The sequence below is a fragment of the Mesotoga sp. H07pep.5.4 genome (assembly GCF_003664935.1).
In the GTDB taxonomy this organism is placed as follows: domain Bacteria; phylum Thermotogota; class Thermotogae; order Petrotogales; family Kosmotogaceae; genus Mesotoga; species Mesotoga prima.
The window spans coordinates 190,974-217,791 of the sequence record NZ_JFHM01000006.1; the positions used below are offsets into that span (position 1 = coordinate 190,974).

Here is a 26,818-nt window from a genome sequence, read left to right on the forward strand (position 1 = left end):
TGTTCAGATGACTACATCGTCGACTAAGATTATCTCGAAAATTCTACTCTACGTAGTAATTGTCGGTGGAGCCTTTCTGATGCTGATTCCATTTGCCTGGATGGTTGCGACCTCCTTCAAGGCGCCCAGTGAAGTTTCGACTTGGCCCCCAGTATGGACGACAAAGAATGCAGCAAGTTCCTTCACGTTCAAGACACAAATCAAGCAGAAGAGCGCAAGTGCTTCAGTAGATCTCTCGGCTTTGAGTCTCAGCGAATTCAGAAACTTCGCCGCCCTTATGGAGGAGTCTGCAAGTTTTGATACAGTGACCGTTAATCTTGATGATGACCCCATTAGGAGAGGCGAAATCGAGATCCAGCTCTTGGAGACAAACGGTTCTCCTGCCGACTATTCGACGGAGGTTGATCGGCAGAGATTTGAATCTCTAATTGAACGGTATCATACACTTGCTACCAATTTCCCGGACTCAGTTTCGAGAGATTTGAAAGATCTTCCTGTAGATGATGTTGGCCGCTTTCTGGACAGCTTCTTTAACGTGGCTGTGTATGGAGACAATGGTTTTGTTAGGCGAGTTATTCTCGTAACGTCGCTCAAAACGGAGTATTCGAAAGCAATCGAAAGACTGGCGCAAAGCGTTGAAACTTCAATGAAAGAGTTGCCAATAGATACTGATGAAAGCAAAGCGATCAAAAAGAGAATCCGGGAAGAGTCGGCCAGACTTTTCGAGAACCCGGTAGCTGAGCTTACGCGTTCAATAGAGAATCTCGAGCCTTATAGAACTGGGAGTACTGGGGTCACCGATTTGACCGAACTGGAGAAAGTGGTTGAAGGTTTGAGAGACAGCATAAATACTATCAGGAATGTTGCTTCTGAAGTGATCTCGCTTTCTCAAGAAATCTCTGCTGGAGATTCCAGAGTCTCTCTTTCGGTGAGGCAGCTCGAAAGATCTCTTGAAGCCGTACCTTCTGGACTGATTCAGTGGATGGACTTGTTGAATCTGTATTCTGACTTGAGAATTTTCTACGACGAATCACAGAATGAGAGTCTTTCAAGCGCTTCAATAGTGGGAAAGATACGGACCGATTCTGAAGTGCACTCTTTGCTGTCCGACTTTGTGAATCGGTGGGATATTGATGAAGAAATGAGAACCCACTTGCTTACCAAGGTTAATCCGTCTAATGTACGGAACGCAGTTGCAATCCTCTTGAACTATCTTGACAGCAATTTTAAGGAGAGTCTTTCAAAATACTTCTCGGATGTGCAGACACCACTCGAAGCAATCAATGATGCCATGAATTTCCTGAGAACTTCGCTTCTGGTTGCTTCTGATCCAGTCCTCGATGAGAAAGTCAATAGCGCGATGGATGAAGAGACACCTTATTCGAGTCTCATTACACTGATTAAGGAAGTGGCGTCAGCGGCAGGTCAAACGATTGGAGTCGGGGGCGTTGTAGCGAGCCTGGATAGGCAGGCAAACATCAGTGGCCACGAACCGTTTGCAGAATTGATAAGACGAAGATGGAGAGAGACCGACTTAATAGGTACTTTCTCCAGAGTCCATTCCGATATATTCAGCGAACTTGATCTCTCAAGTAAACCCGATGAAGTTGAAAGAGTTTACTACAGGGGTATCATTTCCCCGTCCGGTGCGAAATCTTTCGACATAAAGCTGAAAGGAATTCCTGCGGTCTGGCTCAAAGACGACGTATCCGCCGGCAAGGCGAATTTCACTCTGGGAGAGACTATTAGCAACTTCTTTCAAAATTATGTCACAGCATGGAACGCTGCCCCTTTCGGCAGGTATTACTTCAACACTGTATTCGTGGCTACCGTGACAACATTTGTTGAGATAATCTTTGCAGCAATGGCGGCCTTTGCATTTGCAAAGATGGAGTTCTTCGGGAAAAATCTCTTGTTCACTCTCTTCCTGGCGACAATGATGGTCCCCGGAGAGGTGCTCCTTGTGCCCAACTACATCACGCTTACTGCTCTTGGTTGGATTGACTCGTATTACGCCTTAATTGTTCCGTGGGTAGTTTCCGTTTTTGCCATATTCTTGTTGAGACAGCATTTCATGACTATCCCGAACGAACTATACGATGCGGCTATGATTGACGGTCTTTCTAAGTGGCGCTTTCTATGGACAATTCTGGTTCCGCTTTCTAAACCCGCTGTCATAACCGCTGCGCTTCTGAAATTCGTCGGTAGTTGGAATTCCTTCCTTTGGGTCCTTATAGTTACGAAGAGTCCCGAGATCAGGACTTTACCGGTTGGACTTCAGAATTTCAGTTCTGCAACGGGAAGTGATTACCATTTACTGATGGCGGCCGCTACATTTTCCATAATTCCGGTCGTAATTCTCTTCCTGATTACCCAGAAGTATTTCATTGCCGGAATTGCCAGGAGTGGTCTCAAATAAAAAGCAAGAAGAATAGGGCGAGATTTCCGCTTGGATTGTTCATCTTTCTGGCGCTGCTTTTTTCGCTCCTGTTAATCACCAACTATAACGCAATAGCACGTTACAAGCAGGCTCAGAGAAAACTCGAGAACCTCCAGAGGGAGTATGATGCTCTCGAGAAAGAAATCGAAATCAAGGAATCTGAACTGGAGCTCTTAAGGCAACTGGCTCCGGGAATGCCGCAAAATGACACTGGAGGAAATAGATGAGATTCGTAGTAACAACCTCTCACAAGCCTACTAGAGAAGAAGTCGTGAATGCCAGAACTCTGGCGGAGGAACTGGGAGTGAAGTATGTTTCGAGAGGCCGACTTAGGGAATTTGAGAAAGAGAGTCCCGTTGATTTCTATTACGTGTTTGATAAGAACGGTCAACTTTCCATAAAGGCCGGAGAATCTGTTTTCTTCTTTCACCCAGGAATGTCAAAGGTCAGATACAAGAACATCAAGCTTCAAAATTCTGACTACCTGATAAACAGCATGGAGCTTCATGGTGAAGAGATAGTCCTTGACACAACTTTTGGACTGGGAAACGAGGCGCTTCTCATTGCACACTTCTTGCCTCGGGGCAAAGTCGTTGGCCTTGAAGCGTCCGAACACATATTCAGAGTAGTGTCGCACGGCCTTCGAAACTACCCTTACACTGATGAATGGATAAGAGAGGCATCAACAAGAATCGAACTTCACAATATTGATCTGCGGGAGTTCGTAAAGTCTTGTGCAGACAACTCTTACGATATTGTTTACTGTGACCCTATGTTTGACAGACCCCAGTTGAGTTCCCATTCAATCAATCCGCTAAGACCCTTTGCCGTATATGAGAGAATAATAAGGTCTGATGTGGATGAAATGATACGGGTTGCTTCGAAGAGATTCATAATTAAGAGCAGAACGAGAGACACGCTTTTCGAGGAGCTTGGTCTTCACTTCGATAGACTCTGGGGAAGTAAGAAAAGTGGAGTATTATATGGGGTGATTGAAAAGAAATGATCCCTTTAGTACTAGGTCCAACTGCCGTCGGAAAGACTTCACTTCTGCTGGAAATCGCTGGAAGACTTCCGATAGAAGTGATTTCCGTGGATTCTCGTCAGATTTATCGCTTCATGGATATTGGTACTGCAAAACCAACACGTACAGAACTATCTCTGCTTAAGCATTGGCTGATAGACATTCGAGATCCCGATGAGAGTTTCGACGTGATGGAATTCAGGAAGCTCTCTCTCAAATCTATCGCAGAGATTAAATCAAGGGGTAAAATCCCTGTTTTGGCCGGTGGGACGGGCCTGTATGCTGACGCCCTGATCAGAGGATTGGCGGATGTTCCGGCTAGAGATGAAACTATTCGTGAAGCCCTGCTACAAATCGAATCACAAAAAAAGGGGTTCTTAAGAGAGCTGCTCCGGAAAGTCGATCCCAAAGCCTTTGAAACGATACACGAAAATGATTTGAAACGTACTGTCAGATATCTTGAGGTTTTTCTCAGAACAGGGAAACCGTTAACTGAATTCCATAAAGAGAGCGAGATGTCGGGAGAGTTTGGTATAGTGATTTTACAGAGAGAAAGGGACGAGCTGCACAGAAGAATCGAGGCACGTGTCCGCAGGATGATTGACTCTGGTCTTGCAGAAGAGACGGAAAGGCTTCTCGAGATGGGTTATGCTCCGGAACTCAACGCACTGAAGACAATAGGTTACGCTGAGATGGTACAATATATAAAGTGTGGAGTATCCCTTACGGATACCAGTGAGCGGATCATCGTAAACTCTAGAAGATACGCTCGTCGTCAGATTATTTGGTTCAGAAGATACAGAGAAGCTTTGAGAATTGACCTGTCCACTCTCGGAAATGAGGCGGCTCAGGTTCTTGAAAATACGATTCTCTCAGTTTGGGGGGGTAAGAATGGCTGAAAAGTTCAATTTGCAGGATCGTTTCTTGAATCTTTTAAGGGTTAACCGGATCGAAGTCAAGATCTATCTCGAAGGTGGGTTCCAGACGAAGGGGATGGTCAAGTCTTTCGACAATTTCACTGTGCTGCTTGAAGATGGTCAGGAACAGACTCTTGTTTACAAGCATGCTATCAAGATGATGGTTCCTCAGAAGTATGTGAAGTTGACGAATACTTCGGGCAAGAAGGAGGACTGAAGAGAGTATAGACACTTTACTTGTCGCTGTTTTTTCGTCTGAAGAACAGAATATGAAAACAGAAATACTGGGCGAGCTTCAAGAGCTCGCCCGAACTGCTGGTTATTATGTAACGGAAAACGTCGTTCAGAATCTTGATTATCCCGATCCAAGACACTACCTTGGAAAAGGAAAGGTTGACTTCGCGAAGAGAATGATTGAAGCCTTTGGTGTATCTCTTGCGATAACACGACATGAGTTATCACCGTCTCAGGCGATGAATCTTGAAAGACTGCTGGGGATACCTGTCATAGACAGAACGCAGTTGATTCTTGAAATCTTCGCTGAACATGCAACGACGAAAGAGGGAAAACTTGAAGTAGAGCTCGCCAGCCTTAAGTATCAACTTCCGAGACTGAAGGGATTTGGCAGGATGCTTTCACAAACCGGAGCAGGCATAGGCACAAGAGGACCGGGCGAGAAGAAGCTTGAGATAGATAGACGACAGGCTCAGGACAGGATTTCCCGCCTCAGAAAAGAGATCGAAGAACTGGCGAAACGGAGAGAGATATCACGCAAGAAGAGACAGTCATCTTCCGTACCTCTTGTTTCTTTTGTTGGCTATACAAATGTTGGGAAATCATCGTTAGTCTCCGAGATTAGCAGCGAGGATCTAGTCATAGAGGATAAGCTTTTCGCAACGCTCGATACCCGAGTCAGGAAAGCGAAGTTGCCGGCTGGAATGCAGTTACTGGTTTCCGACACAGTTGGGTTCATAAGAGAACTGCCACACGAGTTGATGGAGAGCTTCAAATCCACGTTGGACGAAGTGAAGTACTCCGATATCCTCGTGGTAGTTTCCGATGCATCTGACATGGCAATTAAAGACAAGTACTCTGTAGTAGACCGTACTCTACGTGAAATAGGTGCGGGAGAGATCAGAAGAATTCACGTTCTGAACAAGATCGATCTCTGTACGAATGAAAGACTGGCCGAACTGGAAGGATTCTTTCCAGATTCAGTAATGGTAAGTGCATTGAGAAGCTACAACATTGAGGGCATACTTAACGAAATCACAAGGAAACTCTTTGGTGAAAAGTCGAGAAGAACGTTGAGATTAACTCCTGCCGAGTTTTCGAATTTCATGAGATTTAGAAACTCCGTGGAGGTGCTTTCTGAGAGCTTTGACAGAGAGCTCATCGAGATCGAATATTTGTCCTCCGATGAGATAAATGAAAGGCTCATTTCTTCTATATGTGAGGAGGGAAGAAAATGAAGAGGTTATTATCGGTCATACTGGTAATTCTGACTACTGGAATGTTGTTTTCGGTGACACTTCTTTTTCCTTTGAAGAGGGCACCGGAGATAACGGGCTATTTTGGCGAGTTTAGGGGGAATTCCAAAAATATCAACTATCCCGAGCATTTCCACATGGGAATGGATTACTCAACTGGAAGCATTGTGGGACTTGATCTTCGTTCTCCAGACGATTCGTATGTGCACCAGATCTATATAAACCATCCTATATATGGCATTGGGATAGCCCTTACGCTTCCCGAAGTCACGAATATTCTTACTAATGAGGAAGGTATCAATGTGATCTTCGCACACGTGAACGAAGTCGGGGACACTTCTACGTTAACGGGAAGAAAACTAAATGATCTTTATCACCAGCTAATTTCTGAGTTTGGAGATCAGTATGTCGAAGTAACCTTTGACCCTAGAGAGCTTCCGTTCAGAAAGAGCGATGTTGTCGCAAAGTCAGGAAACAGCGGTAATGTTCCTCCTCATCTTCATCTGGAGGTTAGGGATTCAACAATGCAGACGATAATCAATCCGGGATTCTTTTTCGATACAGGTTCTCCAACTCCAGCAATTGAAATACTTGACATAAGAGCGGGCGGAAAAACGTACTCATTTTCGGAAGGTAAACCAACGATAGAAATGACTCCAAACACTCCACTGGATCTTCACGCAAAGGTGCAGCTGAGGCATCCGATAAGTCCCAAGACTATTGAGCTGTACGTAGAGAACAGTTTGATCTACCAGATAGATTTCGTATCATTTGAATTGGACGAAGTCGATAAGGTTCGCGAAATATATTCATCGCCATCAACGGAATCGGATTATTGGTTCAACTTAAACTCGAGGATTTCGCTCAGTGTCCTGCCAATAAACATCTGGGATGACATCGACTGGACAAATCCTAGAGATGCAAGGGTGGTAGTTCGAGATCACTGGGGGAACGAGGCTTCGAAAGACTTCAGAATTGAAATGAGGAGGTAATTCAGATGTTTTTCAAGAAGAAGCCGCGCGATATTGGCAGGAATCCCTTTTACGACAACGGGAACACTGTGGTTGTGCACTTTCAGTGCAACAAGTGCGGAGAGAAATTCAGAAGCCATCTTAGAAAGTATTACGATGTCAGTGTAAACTATGGAAAAGGTAAGGGTGCTTACAGGCTCGACAAAGAGTTCATTGGCAGCAACTGTCAGAACAGGATTCAGATCACTGCTGAATTCAATAGAGCTTTCAAACCTTTGTCTTTCGAAATTGTTGGCGGTAGATTCATTTCCAAAGAAGAATATGAAGAATAGATTCATTTTATAGGAGGCAGTTATGAAGACTTGGTTGTTCACCAGTGAAAGTGTTACGGAAGGCCATCCCGATAAGATGGCCGATCAGATTTCCGATGCGATTTTGGATGCAATGTTAACACAAGATGAGAACTCGAGGGTCGCAGTTGAGACTCTTCTTGCTACAGGGGTTGCGGTAGTTGCCGGAGAGGTAAGTACAAAAGCCTATGTCGATATTCCGAGAGTTGTCAGAGATACAATTCTCGATATTGGATACAACAGGGCTAAGTTTGGTTTCGATGGGGAAACCTGTGCAGTTCTCACAAGTATAGACGAACAGTCACCGGATATAGCTCTTGGAGTTGACAGGTCGTATGAGGCAAAGAAGAATGATGTAGATAGATACGCACTTATTGGGGCCGGTGATCAGGGTATGATGTTTGGTTACGCAACGAACGAGACGCCGGAAATGATGCCTTTGCCTATCGTTCTCGCCCATAGACTTGCCAGAAGACTCAGTCAGGTTAGAAGGGATGGAACCGTCCAAGGCTTCAGGCCTGATGGAAAGACCCAAGTTACCGTTAAGTATCAAGACGGAAAACCGGTTGGTGTGACTGCTATTGTAGTTTCAACCCAGCATGATCCCGATCTGACCAGCCACGAAATCGAAAGACTTGTCGTTGACAATGTGGTAGCCCCGGTTATCGAGCATGAACTATTGCTTGAGGGCGTCGAAATCTTCGTGAATCCAACCGGACGTTTTGTCAAGGGTGGACCTTCGGCCGATACTGGTTTGACCGGGAGAAAGATTATTGTCGATACCTATGGAGGCTGGATACCTCATGGCGGAGGCGCCTTTAGCGGTAAGGATCCGACGAAAGTCGATAGATCGGCTCATTACATGGCCAGATACACTGCGAAGAACATTGTAGCTGCCGGATTGGCGGAACGAGTAACACTTCAGTTGGCTTATGCAATTGGAGTTGCAAAACCCGTGTCGTTCATGATAGATGCTCACGATACGGAGAAGGTGGATCTCGAGAAATTAAGAAAGGCCGTTCTAAAGGTTTTTGACTTCAGGCCCGCCGCCATTATAGACCGTCTCAATCTCAGGCGACCAATCTACAGACAGACAGCGGCATTTGGTCATTTTGGCAGGATTGATGTTGATCTTCCCTGGGAAGAAACCGATGCGGTAGACCAATTGAAGAAAGCACTGGATTGATGATACAATTAACAGGTAAATCTCGAAAGGAGGAGAAGTGATAAGTGCCAAACAATGCATCAGCAAAAAAGAGAGTACGACAGACCGCCAAGAAAACAATGATGAACAAGGCTGTCAGGACGAAATTTAGAAATGCTTCAAAGAAGCTGTATAAAGCTATAGAAGAGGGTGAAGATCCAAAGCTCGTTTCGTCCATGCTCAGTGAAGTATATTCTACTCTCGATAAGGCGGCTAAGTCCGGGACGATACACAAGAATACGGCTTCCCGTAAAAAGGCTAGATTGACCTCAAAAGTGAAAACATACGTCGAGACGAGAGGATAATACAATCAAAAATGAAAAAAGGTGGCTTTAGCCACCTTTTTTTGCTGTCAACAGCAGCAATCAAAGATTCTCTGGAGCTGCGTCCTGATGTGTCCCTGCGAGGACGTTCTCTTCAGTCTCAGGATCGAACAAATGCATCATCGACATATCGAAAACAAGATCCATCTTGTTGCCGGCAGCCGCTCTGCTCTTCGGGTCTACTTTCGCCACAATGTCATCTCCGTGAATGTTTGCATGGATAAGCGTTTCGCTACCTAGAGGTTCAACAACGTCTACACTGCCCTTGACTGTATACTCATCCTTTGGCGCGACGGCGTACATCTTGTCGTATATATCCTCCGGTCTTATGCCGAATGTTATGTCCTTACCGACCAAACCTTTAACTTTGTCAACCTTGTCATCAGGAACCAGAAGTTTCATGTCTTCTTTGACGACCCAAACACTACCGTTTTCGGATACAAGCTTTGCGCTTATGAAGTTCATTGCTGGAGTTCCTATAAACCCCGCGACAAACTTATTTCTCGGTTCAAAGTAGACCGAATAAGGATCACCTATCTGCTGAATAATGCCATCTTTCATTATGACAATCTTGTCTGCCATTGTCATTGCTTCAACCTGGTCGTGAGTGACGTAGATGATCGTTGCCTGTAGATTCTGGTGGAGCCTCTTCAGTTCCGCCCTCATCTGCACCCTCAGCTTCGCGTCCAGGTTGGATAGAGGTTCGTCAAAGAGGAAGACTTTTGGCTTTCTAACTATCGCTCTTCCAACGGCAACCCTCTGTCTCTGACCACCGGAAAGCTGCTTTGGCTTTCGATCAAGTAGCTGCTCTATTCCAAGGATTCTGGCAGCTTCCTTGACTCTTTCCTCAATCTCGGGCTTGGGAGTCTTCCTAAGCTTCAGTCCGAATGCCATATTCTCATAAACAGACATGTGCGGGTAAAGAGCATAATTCTGGAAAACCATAGCGATGTCTCTATCCTTAGGTTCGACATCGTTAACGACTTTACCACCGATTTTTATTGTTCCCTCGGTGATTTCTTCCAATCCGGCTATCATTCTCAATGTCGTTGTCTTTCCACAGCCGGAAGGGCCCAATAAAACAAGGAACTCTTTGTCTTTTACTTCCAGATTTGCATCCAAAACAGCTTTGACTCCATTTGGATAAGTCTTACCTACCTTCTCGAGGATAACTTCTGCCATCTTACACCTCCGTCAATCATCATCGACTTGAACAATAAGATCCTTTATTTCAACATCCATCGCTTCATCGCCAGCGTCCATTAAATAGAGATCATAAACCCTCTCAAGAAACCTGTTGAAGAGCACGTACTTGCGATAGTCCATCACTACAGCCTTGGGAAGACCATTTTTTGTTATAATTATATCGGCCTTCTCACAATCGTCAACGACCTTTGAAAAGTGCGTTTTTGCTTCGGCCAGAGAAAAAAAAGAGAGCTCATGTAATCTTGACAAAGGAACCACCTCGGGACCATTATACAGCATGACCATAATTATAGTCAAGCTTTGGAGGTGCCAGAGATGGCGAAGAAGTTCTTCTTGAAACAACCAATGATGAGAAAGGTAATCTACGCTCTCCTTCCAATTCTGATCTTCGCTGTTGGTAATTTCGGCTGGGTCGTGTTTTCCAAGGTGTTTCTGTCCATTCTCATCTCGGTTTTTGTCGAATGGTTATTCGAAAAGAAAAAGGGAAAACCCGTCAGCGAGGCCGCAATAGTCACCGGCTTTCTGATTGGCCTGATTCTTCCACCGGCAGTGCCCTTCTGGATTGTAATTGTTGCCTCTTCATTTGCGATAATCTTTGCGAAAATGGCCTTCGGGGGTTTCGCGAAGAATCTCTACAATCCGGCCTTGGTCGGAAGGGCCTTTGTCTATATTAGCTTTCCCGCAGCCGTTCAACAGAGCTGGACGCCGGCGGTTCAAAGCTGGGGACAGGGATTCGTTCGCTGGATTAGCTCCGATATCATTACTATGGCCACTCCAGCGAATGTCATCCGAAATGGAGGAAGTGTAAGTGCGTGGAGAATGATATTTGGCAATATCTCCGGCTCATCAGGTGAAACAGCAAAGTGGTTGATAGCAGCTGCAGCTGTGTACCTTATTATCACCAAAGTTGCTTCGTGGAAGATAATTGTCTCGACGCTTTTGTCAGCATTTGTCATGTCAGGGATTGTCTATATATTCGACCCTTCTAAAATGAGCCCGTTTTACTGGATTATTGGAGGTAGTATATTGTTTGGGGCAGTATTCATGGCCACCGATCCTGTAAGCGCTCCGAAGAAAGAAAAGTCGAAATGGATATATGGAGCTATGATCGGTTCACTAGCGGTGATAATAGGGTCTTTCTCTCTTTTCGGTGCGGGTCTTATGTTCGCTGTTCTCATTGCAAACACATTTGCGTCTCTTCTGGATTACCTTAACACCCCGAAGAAGGTGAGGGCATGAGTGACAGATTGTTCTCAGTAGTTTTTACCTTTGTTCTCACAACGGTCTTCGTTTTATGTCTTGCTGGCATTAACGCTTTGGCTTCCGGCACGATCGAGAAGAATGAGCAACTGGAATTCCAAAGATCTCTCGTTTACGTGTTTAATCTCGCAGAAGACATCGACTCAGTCTCAGATGAGGAAATTCTAAGGCTTTATGGCAACAGGATTGAAGAGATCACCGGGGATCAGACAGTTTACATTGTCAACAAAGATGGCTCAAAGGAGTTAGCCTTTACAGTACAGAGTCCGGGCTTGTGGGGGACAATTACGGCACTCATTGCATTCAATGAGGAGGGAACGAGGATTACCGGAATAGATTTCGTCAGCCACTCGGAGACGCCCGGTCTTGGAGGTAGAATTGACGAAAGTCAGTTCAAGGAGCAGTTCAGAGGAGAGAAGATCTCTTCAGATCCCTCTGCAAGAGTGGCTGTGGTTACGGGACAGGTTACTGTCTCTAAAGAAGATGCTCGAGTTGACGCAATTACGGGAGCCACCAGAACATCTGAATCAATACAGATCCTCTTGAACAAGGCGATTAATTCTGTATTACCCGTCGTTCGCGAGGTGGTGAAATAAAATGGCTGATTCCAAGAAGACGGTCTTTCTTGCAAACATCTGGAAGAATAATCCGGTAATAGTGCAGATTCTGGGGATCTGTTCTGCTCTAGCAGTCACAAACAATCTGACAAACACTCTGATTATGGGAGTAGGTCTAATCTTTGTTACCGCTTTCTCTTCACTGACCATCTCCGCTCTCAGAAAACTGATTCCAAGAAACGTGCGTATGATGATTCAGGTTCTTATTATTGCAACTTACGTGATAATTCTCGATATTGTCCTCAAAGCATATCTACCCTCTATCAGCAAGGCTCTTGGTCCTTATGTTGGGCTGATAATAACGAACTGTATCATTATGGGACGAGCAGAAGCCTTTGCCCAGTCTCACGGTCCGATTCTTTCCTTTCTCGACGGCGTGTCCGCGGGAATTGGCTATTCGCTGATTCTTCTTGCCGTAGCCTTTATAAGAGAGCTTTTGGGTTTTGGCACGATTTTTGGAGTGAGAGTTATGCCGGAAAGTTTCACTCCTTGGGTGATAATGATAATGGCTCCCAGCGCCTTCTTTATTTTAGGTGCGATAATCTGGATCGCGAGAACGCCGATCGTCAAGAAGAAGTAAGGAGGGGTTTAGATGGGAGTTCCACTTAATCCATTTGTAATAATGATAGCGGCGGCATTGACAAGTAATATGGTGCTGAGCAATTTTCTGGGGATGTGCTCTTTCATATCGGTTTCTAAAGACATAAAAACTGCCAATGGGCTTGGTATGGCAGTGACATTCGTTCTTACGCTTACTTCTGTTCTCAACTACATAGTCTACTATTACATATTAGTTCCTCTGAATCTCGATTATCTAAGGTACATAGTATTCATTGTTGTAATCGCTGCTTTTGTGCAGTTCCTGGAAATGATCATTGAAAGATTCTCTCCGGCTCTCTACATCAACTTGGGAATCTTCTTACCCCTCATCACAGTCAATTGCGCAATTCTCGGTGGAGTTCTCTTCATGATAATCAGAGAGTACAACCTCATCCAGTCTCTGTTCTTTGGGTTCGGTTCCGGTGCTGGCTGGTGGCTTGCGATAGTCGCACTGTCTGCAATGCGCATGAGAATGAGAGAGAATGATCTACCTCCTCAGTTGGTTGGCCCAGGCATTACAGTGATAATTATCGGAATAATGGCACTTGCCTTCATGGGTTTTTCGGGCATGTTGCCCGTTCAATAAGGTGGTGTTTTGATTGCAAATAGTCATATCAGCTCTTGTGATCGGAGGAATTTCGGCGCTGCTCGCTGCAATTCTCACTGTTGCGGATGCCCTTGTGAACAACTATGGAGAAGTTAGTATAAGAGTAAATGATTCGAAAGACTTGAAAGTGAAAGGCGGAGCGACTCTTCTGTCTACGCTTGCAAGTGAGAAGATCTTCATTCCCTCTGCATGCGGGGGTAAAGGCAGCTGCGGACTTTGCAAGGTAAGGGTTTTGACAGACATCGGGCCCATTCTCCCGACAGAACTACCATATCTTTCCGAGAAAGAGAAGAAAAACAACATTAGGCTTTCGTGCCAGATTAAGGTTAAGAGTGATATATCAATCGAGATCCCGGAAGAATTGTTCAATATAAGGGAATACATCGCCAGTGTTTCATCGATAAAGGATGTGACACATGACATTAAGGAAGTCTTCTTTGATTTGGAAGATGAGATCGAATTCAAGGCAGGTCAGTATGTGCAGCTGATAGTTCCAGCTTATGGAGATATCAAGGGTGAAACAATGAGGGCATATTCGATGTCCTCGCAACCCTCGGTTAAGAGCGGTGTTGAATTGCTGATAAGACTTGTCCCGAACGGGATTGTCACAACTTACGTTCACAAAATACTGAAAGTTGGAGACAGAATTAGGATTCTTGGACCTTTCGGTGATTTTTACTTGAGAGACACCGATTCAGATATAATATTCATTGCGGGTGGCTCTGGAATGGCTCCCATCAAATCAATAATTTATGACATGATGGAGAGAGAAGTGAAAAGAAATGCCTATTATTTCTTTGGAGCAAGAAGCAAGAGAGATCTCTTCTACCTTGAGGAGATGAAAGAGGTTGAAAGAAAGATGCCCAATTTTCATTTCATTCCAGCACTTTCTGATCCAGTGCCAGAAGATAATTGGGAAGGGGAAACTGGATTGATAACAGATGTTGTGGACAGGTATCTCTCCGAGCAAGGAGACGAGATTGACAGAGAAGCGTATCTCTGTGGCAGTCCGGGAATGATAAATGCCTGCATACGTGTCTTGATTAGGCACAAAGTACTCGAAGAAAAAATATTCTACGACAAATTCGGTTAGTGTGGAGGTGAGAAAATGAAACAAACTCCGGATTTCGACAGAATTCAAGAAAATATGAGAGCGGGAAATATCACCGGTCCTGGTTTTTTGGGTGATGATGACAGGAATCTTGTTGATATAATCAGTGAAGACCAGATAACCGTCAAAGAACTTGGCCTTACAAACGAGATTATCGCAGATAAACTGGAAATGCTTATGAAGGAGGGTGAAAGAGGATTCGGTTCCCCTGTGAAGGTCGACGATCGTTTTGTAGTGATTGTGGAGGAAAGCAGAGGTTACATTCCATGTCCATTTCGCCATGGTCATCTTTCAAAGAAGGTAAACGTCAATGTGAGAAATATCGCTCTGAAGGAAGAGATCGATTATTCGCCGATCTCCATTCACTTAATACGAGAACATGGATTTTTTCAGGGCAAAGGTTCACCTTATAGACTTGACCCCGCAAGAGTTGCAAAGATTCTAGAGTTGGTTTGACTGCAGATGGGAATTTTGAATTCAGGCAAGAACGGTAAGAAATATTCCTCGAGAAACAGAGCCCTGTTTACGGTCTTCTTTGTGGTATTGCTTATTGCCTTTGTATCGTATTATGCCTTTGGATACAAGATGGAAGTTGTAGTTCCTTCTGAGGATGTGAACCTTTCCGATTTGACCTTCAATGACGATGTTTTCTCTCTTCTTGGAGAAGCGCCGTTTCCACCAGACCAGGGTCTCGCAAACGGAGTCTCTGTGGACCGAGAAGACGGGGAGAGCATACGCGTATTTTATCCACCTGAGGATAATTCGGTTGTCTGCCTTCAGTTTGAGGTGAATTCCAGAAATATCAATGTGTATATTTGGAAGACATTTTCAGTTGATTCCGCAAGAAGCGTTTGGGACACGTTGTTTCTCGTGGAAGCGTCTGTGCTAACCAGGGATCTAGGAAGAATAAAAAAACCTGATTACTATTACGCAAAAATCGTCAGATTTGGAGGACGGGATCAAACTCTCATCTGGCAGAAAGGGAAATGGGTCGTGTTGGTGAAGAGTCCAGGATTTACGCTTGAAGAAGATGAAGAGCGGCTAATTCTAACGGAGCTTTTCGATTCTAGTATAAGAAGTTAGTCTCATCTTCAGAGTAGACTTCGATACCGTTCTTTAGAAGAAGTTCCGCAGTGATTCCCATACCGTCAACCATTACTCCACTAAAGGTTCCGTCATAAATGCCCCTGCATCCACAAGAGGGGCTTCTTGATTTCAGTATAGCTATACTAACTCCAGATAGTTTGGCGATTTTAAGCACCTCTTCCGCACCCCGTAAATAGTTTTGAGTGACATCATTTCCAAACTGATCTAGCACCAACTTCGCTGCCCTCCAATCACTGGAGGTTGTGACTTCCGCTCTTGGACGAGGTGTCGGAAGTCCTCCAAGCTGTTCCGGGCATACCGGTAAAAAAACAAACCTGTCAACAAGCTCTAAAAGCTTTAAGGACAGGTTATTATCTCCACGGTAAGTGCAGTTCACACCAATCAGACAAGCACTAACAAGTATCTTTGTCATTTACCACCGGCGGCAGTTCCATCGTCCTCTCTTCTAATTACGTACATCAGATCACGTGTGGGAAGCATTGATAATGGATTCATTGTGTTGGCTCTTGGATCTCTTACTTCGAAGTGAACGTGAGGCCCCGTAGAGACCCCAGTGCTCCCTACCCGACCGATCAGTGATCCCGCATCAACCCTCTGACCAACATAAACGCTGATTTTGCTCATATGACCGTAACGTGTCAAGTAACCGTTATCGTGTTGAATCTCAACCATGTTTCCGTAGCCGCCATTTACACCAGCAAAAACAACCGTACCCCCAGAACCCGCAAATATCGGCGTCCCTTCCGGTGCAGCGATATCAAGTCCTGAATGGAAAGAGGGTTGCCCGGTAACAGGGTGGGTTCTCCAGCCGTAGTCTGATGAAATGACTCCGTATATTGGCCACCTGAAAGGCGAGCTTTGGGGAATATATTGGTATAGATTGACCAACGACATAGGAATGAAGATTCTTTGTCCCGGATTGATAACGGAATCAGGCTTAAGATTGTTGGCTGCAATTAGTTCATCAACGGGAGAAAAGAAAAGTTTCGCGATATAGTCAAAGGTGTCGCCCGACTGAACTTCATAGATCAAACCATCCGGCTGGGGTATTCGAAGCGTATCCCCGGCCTTTATACTGTTGGGATTTTTGAGATTGTTGAAATCAATAATAGTTGAGATGCTAACGTCCAAATCTCTTGAAATAGTATGAATCGAATCTCCCGCTCTAACCACGTATGTAACAAGAAAAAACGCGAAACTGCGAGTCATCAACAACGAAGACATAAATAGGAATAACAGAATGACCCGACGGTTCATTCCCTGCCACCTCCAAAAAGCCCTAAAGAAAAGAAGACAACCAAAATGATTATACCAAAAAGCAGTCCAACGGCAAAATGCAAACCAAAAATCGTTTGTAAAATAATGGATAAACCTATCAGTACTGAGACCGCACTTCCTAAGAGTACCACGGAAGCCGCCGTGTCCTTCAATACTCGTACTCTTTCGTCATAGTATGGTCGCAAAATGTCTGCAAGCTTCTCTATTAGAGTATTAATTCCTTCCAGTAGTAATACCATAAACGTACAGAAAAGCAGCCAATAATAATCATTCTTATCTACTTGGATCAGCGCACCAAGAGAGAGAATAACGGCCCCAATCACAAGCTGGATCCTGAAGTTTCTCTCTCTTAGAAGATGTTTTATTCCGTTAGTAGCGTTCCCTAGGCTTCTAACAAACTTTCTCATTCGAATCCCCGGCCGACAGAATCGATTCTTTCTCTTCTAATACTGTAAGACTTCTCTATTAGTGAGTAACCGAAATCAATCGCCTGGGCATTCATTTCAACATATTTCGCTTTAATGTGTTTCGTCATGGCCTCTTTAAGGGACTGAGTAGTCACGAAACTTCCCGCTCTGGCTATTAGGCCCAATCCGACCATGTTTGCTGGAAGAGTGCTGCCGAATTTTTTTTCAGTAAGCTCGGTGACTGGTTTCTGAATAATCTTTCTGGTCATTCTTACTCCTTCTTTTGGAATAGAACTGACCATGGTGGAGTCGACTATCAGTACTCCGTTCACATGTAAGAGAGGGACATGAGCGTTTACAGCCGTCTGATGCATCGAGTAAATTAGTTCGAAGGAATGAGCTTTGGGATAGTCGATTGGTTCACTGTTAAAAAGCACGTCACAATACGAGAGTCCGCCCCTCACCTGAGCCCCGTAGGATTGGGTTTGAACTACCCAATTTCCTTGAATAATTAGGGCTTCGGCAAGAATTATTCCCATCAAAACGTTGCCCTGGCCCCCAATACCCGAAATCCTTACTGAATGAGGTTGTGTGAACGCTTGCTTCATCCATTGTCACCTCTTTCTGCCTTCATCAATTCCTCGATCTTTTTTCTGTAGCTATCGCTGTATGTATCAGCATTCTTGTTTACGAATTCACCGGCCACGATTTTATCGGCCAATTCCTCTGGAGACATTGTCCTGGCCTTGTTAATTTGCACTGTGTTCTTCTTGAAATAGGCAAGCATGTCTTCAGGTTGTGACATGGCGTTGTATCTACCGTAGTATGTGTGACAGTTGGTCATTATTTCTACTACTGCCATACCTTTGTGATCGAGGGCCCTCTGAATGAACTGAACCATCTGCGCATAGTGAAAGACGGTTGATCTTGCGACGTATGTTGCTCCCGAGGCAAGTGCCAGATTGACAATGTCAAATGAGTTCTCTACATTGCCGTACGGAGAAGTCGATGCGATTTTCTCATGAGGTGTGGTTGGAGAGTACTGCCCCCCGGTCATTCCATATATATTGTTGTTGAATATTATCACCGTTATATCCATATTCCGTCTGCAAGCATGAATGAAGTGATTTCCGCCAATTGCGAGCATATCTCCGTCCCCACCCATCACAACAACTTTAAACTCAGGTCTGGCAAGCTTGACCCCCGTTGCAAACGCTATTGCTCTACCGTGAAGAGTATGCATAGTGTTGAAGTTAAGATAGCCCGTTACCCTTGAAGAACAACCAATTCCCGAGACAACAGAGACTCTGTCTGGATCGAGAGCATTTTTGTCGACAGCATCTATGAATGCTTTCATAATGACACCGTTCCCACAACCGGGACACCAAACGTGAGGCATTCTATCCTGCCTCAAATACTTAGTTAGCCTTGCAATAGCCATGATTTCCTCCCATTCATTTCGTAAATTGTGTCATCGTGACATTTGTTTTTTCAAACATGAACTCGGTCAATGGGTCAGGATATCCCTCAGAAAAAACGACCCTCTTTATTCCCGCATTTATTATAAGTCTGGCGCAAATCGAACACGGACGATGAGTTACATAAATAGTTGATCCATTGGTCGCTATTCCAAATTTCGCTGCTTGTGCAATCGCGTTTTGTTCGGCATGGGCCGCATAGCAAATTTCCTGGTTTTGACCGGAAGGGATTCCAAGAGCGTCTCGAATGCACTCGGTTTCATCGCAGTGTGGAAATCCCGAAGGTGGCTGGTTATAACCCGTAGACAGTATCCTGTTCTCCCTAACAATCAAAGCTCCGACCTTCCTGTGGTGACAGCTGGACCTTTCCCGAACCTGGTAGGCAAGTCTCATGAAATATGAATCCCAGCTCTCCGCTTTACTTTCCGGTTTGTGTGTGGAGAAACCCTTAAGAAAATCCGACAGATCTTCTGCAGACATCACATCATTCCCTTCAGAAGTTCAATATGATTATTCTCTTCTTTAATAATCCTCTTAAGGGCATCTGCTGTGGTAAATCTTGCGTTTTTTTGAATGCTTTCGTAGAATGCTATGCTTTTCTTCTCAGCTTCAATTGCAAGAGAAATTATCTTCTGATAATCGGAATTGCTCATAGAATCATGAAGACTTCTGGAGAAAACACTACCATTTGCCAGGTCTTCAACGTATGCCCTTGAGTCATCCCAGTTTATGAGTTCGAGGGACTCCTCTTCGAATTTCCTTAGCAGAAACTTGAATGTTTCCGCATGTCCATCTTCTTGCTTCGAAAGATATCTAAAGAGTGAACGCTTACTTTCATCATCAACGTTTTCTGCAAGTTCCCTGTAAAAGCTTACCCCGGCTTCTTCGACTTTCACTGCCAACTCGAGTATTTCATGTGGAGAAAGCAATCACCATCTCCTCCTTGATATCGATAAGCTTCTCCAGAACGCTTCTAGAAAAGTCCATTCCATTATCGTTCAATCTTATTCGACTGTTATCTGGCGAAAGGTAGTCACCAAGATGAGCTCTAAGCTTGGAGACCAAAGTATTATTCAACTCATCGGGAAGTTCCAGCTTTGATAAATCAACGCCTTCCACCAGTCTTAGTCCCATAAAAAGCGTTTCAAAAACCTCTTGAATGACTGAGTTCGCCCTCAATTCAAGAACCGGTCTCCTTCGAAGATTAACGAGATATCGATACTCAAGGAGATCCGAAGTATTCACGTACCTCTTTCTATCGAAGTGGCTACCGGCTGAAACGCCAAAGCCCATATATTGCTCGTTTCGCCAATACTTGAGATTATGAAGACACTCACGACGTCCTCTCTCCCATGATGAGATCTCATATCTACTGAACCCCATTTTGCTTAAAGAATCAAGAATAATATCGTGAAGGCCTTCTACTATTTCTTGTCTCGGTAAATCAATGATATCATCATGGACAAGCCGCATCAATTTAGTTTCGTGGTCAGAATCAAAAACATAGTACGATACATGATCCGGGTTTATGGCGCTAATCATTTCAAGGTTTCCGGCAACGTTGCTTTCGTTTTCTCCAGGTAACCCCAGAATGAAATCGAGATTTAGGTTTTCAAAGATATCTCTGCTGGCCATCAGTCTGTCTCTGAGATTCTTAGGGACGGGTCTATCGCATCGTTCGAGGATCTCCCTTTCCGATGATTGTATACCGATCGAGAGCCTGTTGAATCCAATATCCCTCCACTGCTTAAGGTTTTTTATATTGAGTTCCCAGGGGTTGGCCTCTATTGTAACCTCCACTGGCGCGGCATCAAATGAGCAGGAAATGAACGACATCAAATCCCTAAGAAGCTCGACAGGATATAAGGAAGGCGAACCTCCTCCAAAGTAAAGAGTCTCAACCCTCTCTGAAGCTGGATACATTTCTACTTCCTTCTTCAGCAAGTCGTTGTATTGTCGTACGAGATCACCATCATACTCAACCGTGCAAAAATCGCAGTATGAGCATCTCCTCGCGCAAAAAGGAATATGGATATAGAGTCCCATGCCCATCAGAAAATAAGCCTCATGAAGATCCCGTTGAGATTGAAGTTTGTTACCGAGATTCCAGCAAAGATTGAATCATCACTCCCAAGTTTCGAGATAAGTAACTGAGCGTCAATTCCACGCATGCTCACCATTACTGTAGGAGAAAGCATAAGCCTCAAATCGCCTGCGGGAACAATAAAGCTGCCTGCGAAGGCCAGTCCGGGATCGAAGGACAAGTAGTTCATTCCTATACCTATACCATATCCAACCTCGCCTAGCGAGTCGTTTGTTTTAAGGTCAACAGTTGCGACAACATTGCTTTCCATGTTTCTAATTCTAAGACTTCGCTCATATTCTTTTGCATAAAGGTATAGACCAATATCGTTGAATGAAAAGGAATCCTCTCCGTGAAGAAAGACACTTAATCCTCCGTTAAGCTGACCTAAAGGGAGTCGTACCCAGTTTCTTACAAGATACTTCATCTTGCTAACCGTCGAAAGTTCCAGTTCAAGAGCGGTGTGAGAAAAGATAGGAATCTGATTAGTGTTAGACACATACCTGACTCCCATAAATAGACCTTCGTGACTGGCCAACAATGATCCTCTGAAAACGCCGTCCTGGATTTTCAACTTCAAAAATCCGGTAGAGTACTCCTCCCAACTGTCAACATATGTGACACCAACGTAAGGAATTCCCGTAGCCAATGCTAGAGTCAAATAGATGTCCTCGTAAGCCCTGATATCTGCTGAAACACTCCATCCTGCGTTGTTGAGCTTTAACTGGGTTTCGGAAAGAAGAAGAATCCCAAAAAGCAATACAAGTGACAGACATAAAGCTCTCTTCAACCTTTGAGCATCCTCCTTGCGATTTCATTGACTTTCGATGGATTTGCCTTACCTCTTGTTGCCTTCATTACAGCTCCTACGAAGTAACCGAGAACACCTTCCTTTCCGTCCCTGAACTGCTGCACAGCGACGGGATTGTTAACCATAGCCTTCTGAAGGGCATCCTCGATTACCTTATCATCATCTATTTGTTCAAGCCCCTTTTCTCTTACTATCTCTCTGGGCGACTTCTTTTCTTCAACAACTGTCGGGAAGATATCTTTGGCGATCTTGTTGGAGATCTTTCCTTCATCTATTAAATCAAAAAGCTCTTTGAAATGTTCCGGACTTACCTTGACCTCTTCGATGGTAAGTCCCTTGTCATTCATGAATCGCATTACCTCTCCCATTATCCAGTTCGAACTCTCTTTCGGCTTTCCAGTGACCTGAGCGACTTCTTCGAAGTATGAAGCGATGTCCCCGTCTGAAGAGAGTACGCTTGCATCGTACCTCGGGAGCGAGTATTGCTCAACAAATCTGTCGATCTTTTGCCATGGTAGCTCGGGAAGACTTTCTTTGATCCTTTCGATGACTTCATCACTGACTACCAGAACTGGAAGATCCGGTTCAGGGAAGTACCGATAATCGTTTTCTTCTTCCTTCGATCTCATTGAAAAAGTCTCTTTGGACGAAAAGCTCCAGGACCTTGTTTCTTTTGCGACGTCCTCTCCAGATAAGAGCGCTTTTGAGATTCTCTCTTGCTCGAATTCAAGTGCCTTTTCAACGAACTTGAAGGAATTGATATTCTTTACCTCTACTCTATTAGAGCTTCGTCCTGTCTCATCGACCATCGAGATATTCGCATCACAGCGTAATGCTCCCTTCTCCATATCTCCAGAGCATACCTCCAGGGCCCTCAGCGTGTCTCTTAGAAGCTCCATAAAGATACGAGCCTCGGAGGGACTACGAAGGTCGGGCTCGGTTACAATTTCAATTAAAGGGACACCGCATCTGTTGAGATCTACGAGGCTTCCTGACGATCCGGTTATAGAATCCGTTCCCTGATGCACCATTTTGCCTGCGTCTTCTTCGATATGTATCCTGCGAATTCTCACTTTTCTTTTCTCTTCTCCGTTCTCCAGATAGAGATAACCGTTTTCTGCAATCGGAAAGAAGTACTGTGTTATCTGGTAACCTTTTGGTAGGTCAGGATAGAAGTAATTCTTTCTGTCAAAGACAGAACGTTTGTTTATGGTGCAGTTCATAGCGATTCCCGCCAAAACTGCGAACTCTACTACTTTCTTGTTAAGCACCGGCAGTGTGCCTGGCTGCCCAGTGCACACTGGGCAGATTGCAGTGTTAGGTTCGAGATCGAAAACATCGGCTCTACAGCTGCAAAAGGCTTTCGTTTCTGTTTTCAGTTGAGCATGAATCTCCAGTCCGATAACAGTTCTTAGCATTACTCTCTCCACCTTTCTGGTATGATCGCAAGCCCATTACTAAAAGAGGGAGACAAATCCTCAATTCCTTTGGCGGCATCAAGTATGGAGACATCACTGAATCTCTTGCCCGTCATCAAAACACCTACCGGCATTCCATTGACAAAACCTGCAGGAACTGAGATCGAAGGCAGTCCAGCGACATTCGCCGGAATCGTATAGATGTCCATCAAGTAATACGCCAGTGGGTCAGTTATTTCGCCTATCCTAGGAGCGACTAAAGGAGAAGAAGGATTCAAGATGAAATCATACTCATCTAGCACTTTGCTTAGTTCACCGGCCATTACTCGTCTAGTCTTCAAAGCCTTTCTATAGTAAGCATCGTAATAAGTCGCACTCAAGGTGAACGTACCAAGTAGAATTCTTCTCTTAACTTCCTTCCCAAAACCCCTATCTCTGCTCTTGCTTGTCAGACCTTCATAATCCTCTGACTGCTGTCTCGGCCCAAACCTTATTCCATCATAACGAGAGAGGTTCGAACTGGCCTCTGCGGGAGCAATCAAATAATATGTGGCAACGGCGTATTCGACAGAAGGTATGGATATTACTTTAACATCGGCACCAGACCTCTCTATGTCTCTTGTTATGGAAAGAAATCTTTCTTTCACCTCTTCATCAAGACCGGGATAGCTAAGCATTTCCGAAGGGATAGCGAACTTCAGGCCCTTCAAGTACCCTCGAAGCGAAACATCAAAGGACAGAGAGTGTCTTATTGTATTGGAGTCACAAGAATCATGGCCAGAGATCATCGACATCACGTCTGCGGCGTCTTGCGAACATCTTGTCATTGGGCCTATCTGATCAAGAGAAGAGGCAAATGCAACCAGACCATATCTCGAAACAAGTCCATAAGTAGGTTTAAAGCCGACGATTCCACACATGGAGGCTGGTTGCCGGACTGAACCGCCCGTATCGCTTCCAAGCGCAAAAGGTGTGAGACCTGCCGCAACTGCTGCGGCACTTCCTCCACTACTACCACCCGGTATACGATTCAGATCCCAGGGATTTCTCGACGGTCCAAACGCTGAGTTCTCAGTTGATGACCCCATTGCGAACTCATCCATGTTCGTCTTGCCCAGAAGCTGTCCACCTTTGGAATTCAATTTCTGAGTTACTGTTGCGTCGTATGGTGAATCGTAGTTTTCGAGTATTCTGCTCGCACAAGTCGTCCTTGTTCCTACCGCAAGAATATTATCCTTTATGGCGTAGGGAAAGCCCTGTCTTTCTTCTGAAAGGGTTCTTGCCTGAAGGAATGCATTGAGTTCATTGTTGTATTTGTCAATTCTCTCTTTGTAGAACTTGTAAGTGTCTCCTAGAGAAATGATTTCCGAGAGCCTCAGATTTAGCGGGTTCTTTGTCACGAAAGCCACCTCCAGATATTCATGACAATTCTAACATTTTCAGGGCACTTCTAACAGAAGAGAGCAACTCGAATATACTGAAGGCCGGAAGCATAATCTTATTACATCTACCACTAGTGAGAAGTTATCTGCTATGTACACGCTTTAACGAAACTCTGTTAGTTGCGCTCGAAAAGGGAATAACGGTTCACGGTTTTCCTGACAAGAGCGATGCAATTTTTCGGCGCATTTTCCGTAGACGACTATCTCTGGTAATGGCTATGGTAAGCATAAGAATCTGGCTTCCATTTTTCGCCATTCCATTAGCGAATCTAACTCCTCGGCAAGGATCTTACTTGGTCGAAATTATCGAAAAGAGATGCTGAAACAAGTTCAGATGACCAAATCAAGAGGGTTCTCGCATGCGGAGTCTAGGGGTTTTGAACAGAAGCGGTTGACCCACGAGGACCTTCAGGGCTATCGAGGCTGTTATCAAGTATTACTCATACTAATTCCTTACTTTGTCATACTGTGGAGCCTCCCCTGAAATTTTCTTGTTCAGGGTCATCAGCAATTCAGTTCGGGATCTGGGTCATTAAAAATCGTTTTGGAAGCGGAAATAAAAAGAAGCTGATTCTCCGTTAGCAGAAAAGGATCCATGGTACAGAATCTGTGGAGACTACTTACAAATGCTCTAGCAACTTGCAGTTGTTCTTTCAAGAGAACGGAGAACCGTTATTAGTAAACTGATTGTCCTGTTCTACGTGCTACTTGTCGGTACAGTGATCTCTCAATTTTATTCCCTCTTCTGAGCTTTCCACATCCTGGCACTCTCTAATGAAGGTCGTTAGCTATGTAACCACTCTCAGGCAGGCAAACATCGTAAAGCCAGTTCCACGACTGAGCACACTCGGTTGAATCCAGTTCGAAGTGTGCGACCGCATATCCCCCTGCAGGAACAATCATCTTTCCAATATCACCGTCTACTCTTGTGCCTTGAGGAACTGTAATGCACACGCTCAGTCTCAGCTTTTCCTCTTCAGTCACTTCCGGATTATCGTGGTAAATGATGAGAGAACTTGCGCTCTTCTTTTCCAGAAATCCTCGAGGACCTGCCCAGGAACAGAGTTTGTTGAACAGGGTTTCGAATAGTTTCTCATCACCCGCACAAGGACCTATGTAGCGGACATAAGCAACCGTACTCTCCTCAAAATTCACGGTATCTACTCTCTCGGCTTTTTCCCATATTCATCCTCCTAAAAATACTGTCGATGCTACGATTGTGGAGGCGGGAAAGAATGTTGGGTGATCTACATTGCCTTCGAAAATACCTAAATTGCTTTCAGTCACTCCGCTATTGATCTTATTGGATTTCTCATTTTTCAACTGGAGTGGATTCATTCCAAAACGCTTCTTGATACTTCTGCTGAGCGATGATCCGCTGGCGAAACCGCACTGATCTGCGACCTGAGCAACTGTACTATTGGGATCGTTTGCAAAGAGTGTAACAGCCTCTCCAAGCCTTGTTCTCCATATGAACTGGAAGAGAGTGTTTCCAGCGGAGGCATGGAAAATTCTGTGAAAGTGATATTTCGAGAATCCCGCTACATCTGACAGCTCATCAAGCGTGAGTGACTCTGACAGTTAATATCCTATGTAGTTCATTATCTCGTTTATTCTTGATATGCAGACGCCATGTAAAAGGCGCTCAGGGATGAACTGATTCATATCTTATCTTTCCTTTTGGAATGGAATGTAAGTCGAGATGCCTTGCGCTCTGCTTCAAGCATGAAGTGGATGCTATCATTAGGTAAAGGTGCAGCTTCAAGTGAAGTATCTCTTTTTTCTGGTGAATAGGATTTCTTAGCGTGAACCTTCGACAAACCAAATACCTCCTCCCGATTCAAGGCCACTAATACCAACTGGTTCTTTTACTGGACCTTCGAGCAACCAAATTACCCTTGTCCAATGCACAAACATCTTAAATCGCCCATAGTATAACCTCAATGTTAATTAGTCAAATATATCTAGTTCTGCAGAAAGAATCAAACATTAAAACTGGCCAAATTAAAAACTAAAATTGATCCTTCTCAATACAATGAACAAATAATATACCTGAAAACTGGACAATAATTCACTTCTTCCAATTGCAGTTGCTTGATTCCATAATATATTCAGTATTTTTCTTTATATCAGAGCAAATAATTATAGTAATTCCAATAATAATTATATTTATCTAAGATTTTTTTATTTTACCTCTTGACTTTTGATTATTTTGTGTGATATATTATGAATGTAGAAGCATAGATTAATAAAAAGGAGGTGTGAGAATGAGAAAAGTGATAGATCCAGCGTCCGTTGAAAGAGCAGTCAGAAAGTTCAAAGAGAAACTGGCAGGAGAGTCCTTCCCACATTACCTATGAAGGAGGTGAGGAAGATGAGAGGAAGAGAAAGAAAGGTTCACTACAGAGAAAGGGAGATCTACTCAAACATCGTTGAAGATTCAATCAGATCAAGAGTAATGAACATCAGATAAGAGAGGAGTGGTTTGAATGAGATTCAGGGAGAAGAAAGACTTCAAGGCGATAGACAGATTGATCGAGAGTGAAAGAGAGACTGTTTACAGAAACTTACTTATCAATCCGAGATTTTGATTGGAGAAGAGGAGGAAAGAAGATGAAGAAGAGAAACATGAAGGAAGTAGACAGGATGGTTTCACAGGTAAGAGAGAGTGCTT

Annotated in this window: 32 protein-coding genes; 17 read left to right on the plus strand and 15 right to left on the minus strand. The window is 44.3% G+C overall.

Features of this window, described 5'->3' with window-relative positions:
* The first annotated feature begins 7 nt into the window (after positions 1 to 7).
* From Y696_RS04350 to rpsT, 10 genes are read left to right on the plus strand one after another with little or no spacing between them, the layout of a single operon-like run.
* Positions 8 to 2,419 carry a carbohydrate ABC transporter permease gene (locus Y696_RS04350; RefSeq protein WP_006492518.1) on the plus strand — a complete coding sequence of 804 codons (2,412 nt, stop codon included), beginning with the start codon at positions 8 to 10 and terminating at the stop codon, positions 2,417 to 2,419.
* 35 nt (positions 2,420 to 2,454) lie between these two features.
* Positions 2,455 to 2,667 (plus strand): hypothetical protein, encoded by a 213-nt coding sequence (locus Y696_RS04355; RefSeq protein ID WP_006492519.1) that lies wholly within the window; start codon positions 2,455 to 2,457, stop codon positions 2,665 to 2,667.
* A complete protein-coding gene (locus Y696_RS04360) occupies positions 2,664 to 3,446 on the plus strand; it encodes a class I SAM-dependent methyltransferase (protein WP_006492520.1) in 783 nt (260 codons plus the stop codon). The genes Y696_RS04355 and Y696_RS04360 overlap by 4 nt, the downstream gene beginning before the upstream one ends.
* Positions 3,443 to 4,363, plus strand: a complete 921-nt coding sequence (gene miaA / locus Y696_RS04365; RefSeq protein ID WP_006492521.1) for a tRNA (adenosine(37)-N6)-dimethylallyltransferase MiaA — start codon at positions 3,443 to 3,445, stop codon at positions 4,361 to 4,363. Before Y696_RS04360 ends, miaA begins: the two co-directional genes overlap by 4 nt.
* Complete coding sequence (gene hfq / locus Y696_RS04370) at positions 4,356 to 4,598, plus strand: RNA chaperone Hfq (RefSeq protein ID WP_006492522.1); 243 nt, start codon at positions 4,356 to 4,358, stop codon at positions 4,596 to 4,598. The genes miaA and hfq overlap by 8 nt, the downstream gene beginning before the upstream one ends.
* Before the next feature lie 7 nt (positions 4,599 to 4,605).
* Complete coding sequence (gene hflX / locus Y696_RS04375; RefSeq protein ID WP_259459846.1) at positions 4,606 to 5,853, plus strand: GTPase HflX; 1,248 nt, start codon at positions 4,606 to 4,608, stop codon at positions 5,851 to 5,853.
* Positions 5,850 to 6,863, plus strand: coding sequence for a hypothetical protein (locus Y696_RS04380; protein ID WP_006492525.1), 1,014 nt, complete (start codon positions 5,850 to 5,852; stop codon positions 6,861 to 6,863). Before hflX ends, Y696_RS04380 begins: the two co-directional genes overlap by 4 nt.
* Before the next feature lie 5 nt (positions 6,864 to 6,868).
* Positions 6,869 to 7,174 carry a hypothetical protein gene (locus Y696_RS04385; protein ID WP_006492526.1) on the plus strand — a complete coding sequence of 102 codons (306 nt, stop codon included), beginning with the start codon at positions 6,869 to 6,871 and terminating at the stop codon, positions 7,172 to 7,174.
* Positions 7,175 to 7,196: 22 nt separating this feature from the next.
* Positions 7,197 to 8,378, plus strand: coding sequence for a methionine adenosyltransferase (metK, locus tag Y696_RS04390; RefSeq protein WP_006492527.1), 1,182 nt, complete (start codon positions 7,197 to 7,199; stop codon positions 8,376 to 8,378).
* 44 nt (positions 8,379 to 8,422) lie between these two features.
* Positions 8,423 to 8,701, plus strand: a complete 279-nt coding sequence (gene rpsT, locus Y696_RS04395) for a 30S ribosomal protein S20 (protein WP_006492528.1) — start codon at positions 8,423 to 8,425, stop codon at positions 8,699 to 8,701.
* 60 nt (positions 8,702 to 8,761) lie between these two features.
* On the opposite strand, the gene Y696_RS04400 is transcribed toward rpsT, so the two are convergent.
* Positions 8,762 to 9,901, minus strand: a complete 1,140-nt coding sequence (locus Y696_RS04400; protein WP_006492530.1) for an ABC transporter ATP-binding protein — start codon at positions 9,899 to 9,901, stop codon at positions 8,762 to 8,764.
* A 12-nt stretch (positions 9,902 to 9,913) separates the two neighbouring features.
* The gene (locus Y696_RS04405) at positions 9,914 to 10,174 is read right to left on the minus strand and encodes a type II toxin-antitoxin system Phd/YefM family antitoxin (RefSeq protein ID WP_006492531.1); all 261 of its coding nucleotides are present in this window, start codon (positions 10,172 to 10,174) and stop codon (positions 9,914 to 9,916) included.
* Between the two features lie 66 nt (positions 10,175 to 10,240).
* Here Y696_RS04405 and Y696_RS04410 point away from each other — a divergent pair, with 66 nt between their 5' ends.
* From Y696_RS04410 to Y696_RS04440, 7 genes are read left to right on the plus strand one after another with little or no spacing between them, the layout of a single operon-like run.
* Complete coding sequence (locus Y696_RS04410; protein ID WP_006492533.1) at positions 10,241 to 11,164, plus strand: RnfABCDGE type electron transport complex subunit D; 924 nt, start codon at positions 10,241 to 10,243, stop codon at positions 11,162 to 11,164.
* Positions 11,161 to 11,781 (plus strand): FMN-binding protein, encoded by a 621-nt coding sequence (locus Y696_RS04415; RefSeq protein WP_006492534.1) that lies wholly within the window; start codon positions 11,161 to 11,163, stop codon positions 11,779 to 11,781. The genes Y696_RS04410 and Y696_RS04415 overlap by 4 nt, the downstream gene beginning before the upstream one ends.
* A 1-nt stretch (position 11,782) precedes the next feature.
* Entirely contained in the window at positions 11,783 to 12,382 is a 600-nt protein-coding gene (locus Y696_RS04420) for an NADH:ubiquinone reductase (Na(+)-transporting) subunit D (RefSeq protein WP_006492535.1), read from the plus strand.
* A gap of 12 nt (positions 12,383 to 12,394) precedes the next feature.
* A complete protein-coding gene (locus Y696_RS04425) occupies positions 12,395 to 12,988 on the plus strand; it encodes an NADH:ubiquinone reductase (Na(+)-transporting) subunit E (protein ID WP_006492536.1) in 594 nt (197 codons plus the stop codon).
* A gap of 13 nt (positions 12,989 to 13,001) precedes the next feature.
* Positions 13,002 to 14,102, plus strand: a complete 1,101-nt coding sequence (locus Y696_RS04430; RefSeq protein ID WP_006492537.1) for an NADH:ubiquinone reductase (Na(+)-transporting) subunit F — start codon at positions 13,002 to 13,004, stop codon at positions 14,100 to 14,102.
* A 15-nt stretch (positions 14,103 to 14,117) separates the two neighbouring features.
* Positions 14,118 to 14,576 carry a hypothetical protein gene (locus Y696_RS04435; RefSeq protein ID WP_006492538.1) on the plus strand — a complete coding sequence of 153 codons (459 nt, stop codon included), beginning with the start codon at positions 14,118 to 14,120 and terminating at the stop codon, positions 14,574 to 14,576.
* A gap of 6 nt (positions 14,577 to 14,582) precedes the next feature.
* A complete protein-coding gene (locus Y696_RS04440; RefSeq protein ID WP_006492540.1) occupies positions 14,583 to 15,203 on the plus strand; it encodes a hypothetical protein in 621 nt (206 codons plus the stop codon).
* On the opposite strand, the gene Y696_RS04445 is transcribed toward Y696_RS04440, so the two are convergent.
* From Y696_RS04445 to Y696_RS14465, 13 genes are all read right to left on the minus strand, one after another.
* Positions 15,187 to 15,639, minus strand: coding sequence for a DUF523 domain-containing protein (locus tag Y696_RS04445; RefSeq protein ID WP_006492541.1), 453 nt, complete (start codon positions 15,637 to 15,639; stop codon positions 15,187 to 15,189). The genes Y696_RS04440 and Y696_RS04445 overlap by 17 nt on opposite strands.
* Positions 15,636 to 16,484 carry a M23 family metallopeptidase gene (locus tag Y696_RS04450; RefSeq protein ID WP_006492542.1) on the minus strand — a complete coding sequence of 283 codons (849 nt, stop codon included), beginning with the start codon at positions 16,482 to 16,484 and terminating at the stop codon, positions 15,636 to 15,638. The genes Y696_RS04445 and Y696_RS04450 overlap by 4 nt, the downstream gene beginning before the upstream one ends.
* Entirely contained in the window at positions 16,481 to 16,912 is a 432-nt protein-coding gene (locus Y696_RS04455; RefSeq protein WP_006492543.1) for a diacylglycerol kinase family protein, read from the minus strand. The genes Y696_RS04450 and Y696_RS04455 overlap by 4 nt, the downstream gene beginning before the upstream one ends.
* Entirely contained in the window at positions 16,909 to 17,520 is a 612-nt protein-coding gene (locus Y696_RS04460) for a 2-oxoacid:acceptor oxidoreductase family protein (protein ID WP_006492544.1), read from the minus strand. Before Y696_RS04460 ends, Y696_RS04455 begins: the two co-directional genes overlap by 4 nt.
* Entirely contained in the window at positions 17,517 to 18,353 is an 837-nt protein-coding gene (locus Y696_RS04465) for a 2-oxoacid:ferredoxin oxidoreductase subunit beta (protein WP_006492545.1), read from the minus strand. Before Y696_RS04465 ends, Y696_RS04460 begins: the two co-directional genes overlap by 4 nt.
* Before the next feature lie 13 nt (positions 18,354 to 18,366).
* The gene (locus Y696_RS04470) at positions 18,367 to 18,870 is read right to left on the minus strand and encodes a dCMP deaminase family protein (RefSeq protein ID WP_006492546.1); all 504 of its coding nucleotides are present in this window, start codon (positions 18,868 to 18,870) and stop codon (positions 18,367 to 18,369) included.
* Positions 18,870 to 19,319 carry a ferritin family protein gene (locus tag Y696_RS04475; protein WP_006492547.1) on the minus strand — a complete coding sequence of 150 codons (450 nt, stop codon included), beginning with the start codon at positions 19,317 to 19,319 and terminating at the stop codon, positions 18,870 to 18,872. The genes Y696_RS04470 and Y696_RS04475 overlap by 1 nt, the downstream gene beginning before the upstream one ends.
* Positions 19,303 to 20,442, minus strand: coding sequence for a radical SAM family heme chaperone HemW (gene hemW, locus Y696_RS04480; protein WP_006492548.1), 1,140 nt, complete (start codon positions 20,440 to 20,442; stop codon positions 19,303 to 19,305). The genes Y696_RS04475 and hemW overlap by 17 nt, the downstream gene beginning before the upstream one ends.
* Positions 20,442 to 21,263, minus strand: a complete 822-nt coding sequence (locus Y696_RS04485) for a hypothetical protein (protein ID WP_006492549.1) — start codon at positions 21,261 to 21,263, stop codon at positions 20,442 to 20,444. Before Y696_RS04485 ends, hemW begins: the two co-directional genes overlap by 1 nt.
* Positions 21,260 to 22,702 carry an Asp-tRNA(Asn)/Glu-tRNA(Gln) amidotransferase subunit GatB gene (gene gatB, locus Y696_RS04490; protein WP_006492550.1) on the minus strand — a complete coding sequence of 481 codons (1,443 nt, stop codon included), beginning with the start codon at positions 22,700 to 22,702 and terminating at the stop codon, positions 21,260 to 21,262. The genes Y696_RS04485 and gatB overlap by 4 nt, the downstream gene beginning before the upstream one ends.
* Complete coding sequence (gatA, locus tag Y696_RS04495; RefSeq protein ID WP_006492551.1) at positions 22,702 to 24,102, minus strand: Asp-tRNA(Asn)/Glu-tRNA(Gln) amidotransferase subunit GatA; 1,401 nt, start codon at positions 24,100 to 24,102, stop codon at positions 22,702 to 22,704. The genes gatB and gatA overlap by 1 nt, the downstream gene beginning before the upstream one ends.
* Positions 24,103 to 24,915: 813 nt before the next feature.
* Positions 24,916 to 25,299 carry a GyrI-like domain-containing protein gene (locus Y696_RS04500; protein ID WP_006492554.1) on the minus strand — a complete coding sequence of 128 codons (384 nt, stop codon included), beginning with the start codon at positions 25,297 to 25,299 and terminating at the stop codon, positions 24,916 to 24,918.
* Positions 25,300 to 25,329: 30 nt separating this feature from the next.
* Positions 25,330 to 25,725, minus strand: coding sequence for an AraC family transcriptional regulator (locus tag Y696_RS14465; RefSeq protein ID WP_121509812.1), 396 nt, complete (start codon positions 25,723 to 25,725; stop codon positions 25,330 to 25,332).
* Between the last annotated feature and the right edge of the window lie 1,093 nt (positions 25,726 to 26,818).

Excerpts from the sequence above, each read along its gene's own strand:
- Y696_RS04350 (WP_006492518.1), top strand. The coding sequence starts at position 8 with ATGACTACATCGTCGACTAAGATTATCTCGAAAATTCTACTCTACGTA.
- Y696_RS04360 (WP_006492520.1), top strand. The coding sequence starts at position 2,664 with ATGAGATTCGTAGTAACAACCTCTCACAAGCCTACTAGAGAAGAAGTC.
- miaA (WP_006492521.1), top strand. The coding sequence starts at position 3,443 with ATGATCCCTTTAGTACTAGGTCCAACTGCCGTCGGAAAGACTTCACTT.
- hfq (WP_006492522.1), top strand. The coding sequence starts at position 4,356 with ATGGCTGAAAAGTTCAATTTGCAGGATCGTTTCTTGAATCTTTTAAGG.
- Y696_RS04380 (WP_006492525.1), top strand. The coding sequence starts at position 5,850 with ATGAAGAGGTTATTATCGGTCATACTGGTAATTCTGACTACTGGAATG.
- Y696_RS04385 (WP_006492526.1), top strand. The coding sequence starts at position 6,869 with ATGTTTTTCAAGAAGAAGCCGCGCGATATTGGCAGGAATCCCTTTTAC.
- metK (WP_006492527.1), top strand. The coding sequence starts at position 7,197 with ATGAAGACTTGGTTGTTCACCAGTGAAAGTGTTACGGAAGGCCATCCC.
- Y696_RS04400 (WP_006492530.1), bottom strand. The coding sequence starts at position 9,901 with ATGGCAGAAGTTATCCTCGAGAAGGTAGGTAAGACTTATCCAAATGGA.
- Y696_RS04410 (WP_006492533.1), top strand. The coding sequence starts at position 10,241 with ATGGCGAAGAAGTTCTTCTTGAAACAACCAATGATGAGAAAGGTAATC.
- Y696_RS04415 (WP_006492534.1), top strand. The coding sequence starts at position 11,161 with ATGAGTGACAGATTGTTCTCAGTAGTTTTTACCTTTGTTCTCACAACG.
- Y696_RS04420 (WP_006492535.1), top strand. The coding sequence starts at position 11,783 with ATGGCTGATTCCAAGAAGACGGTCTTTCTTGCAAACATCTGGAAGAAT.
- Y696_RS04425 (WP_006492536.1), top strand. The coding sequence starts at position 12,395 with ATGGGAGTTCCACTTAATCCATTTGTAATAATGATAGCGGCGGCATTG.
- Y696_RS04435 (WP_006492538.1), top strand. The coding sequence starts at position 14,118 with ATGAAACAAACTCCGGATTTCGACAGAATTCAAGAAAATATGAGAGCG.
- Y696_RS04440 (WP_006492540.1), top strand. The coding sequence starts at position 14,583 with ATGGGAATTTTGAATTCAGGCAAGAACGGTAAGAAATATTCCTCGAGA.
- Y696_RS04445 (WP_006492541.1), bottom strand. The coding sequence starts at position 15,639 with ATGACAAAGATACTTGTTAGTGCTTGTCTGATTGGTGTGAACTGCACT.
- Y696_RS04450 (WP_006492542.1), bottom strand. The coding sequence starts at position 16,484 with ATGAACCGTCGGGTCATTCTGTTATTCCTATTTATGTCTTCGTTGTTG.
- Y696_RS04455 (WP_006492543.1), bottom strand. The coding sequence starts at position 16,912 with ATGAGAAAGTTTGTTAGAAGCCTAGGGAACGCTACTAACGGAATAAAA.
- Y696_RS04460 (WP_006492544.1), bottom strand. The coding sequence starts at position 17,520 with ATGAAGCAAGCGTTCACACAACCTCATTCAGTAAGGATTTCGGGTATT.
- Y696_RS04465 (WP_006492545.1), bottom strand. The coding sequence starts at position 18,353 with ATGGCTATTGCAAGGCTAACTAAGTATTTGAGGCAGGATAGAATGCCT.
- Y696_RS04470 (WP_006492546.1), bottom strand. The coding sequence starts at position 18,870 with ATGTCTGCAGAAGATCTGTCGGATTTTCTTAAGGGTTTCTCCACACAC.
- hemW (WP_006492548.1), bottom strand. The coding sequence starts at position 20,442 with ATGGGCATGGGACTCTATATCCATATTCCTTTTTGCGCGAGGAGATGC.
- gatB (WP_006492550.1), bottom strand. The coding sequence starts at position 22,702 with ATGCTAAGAACTGTTATCGGACTGGAGATTCATGCTCAACTGAAAACA.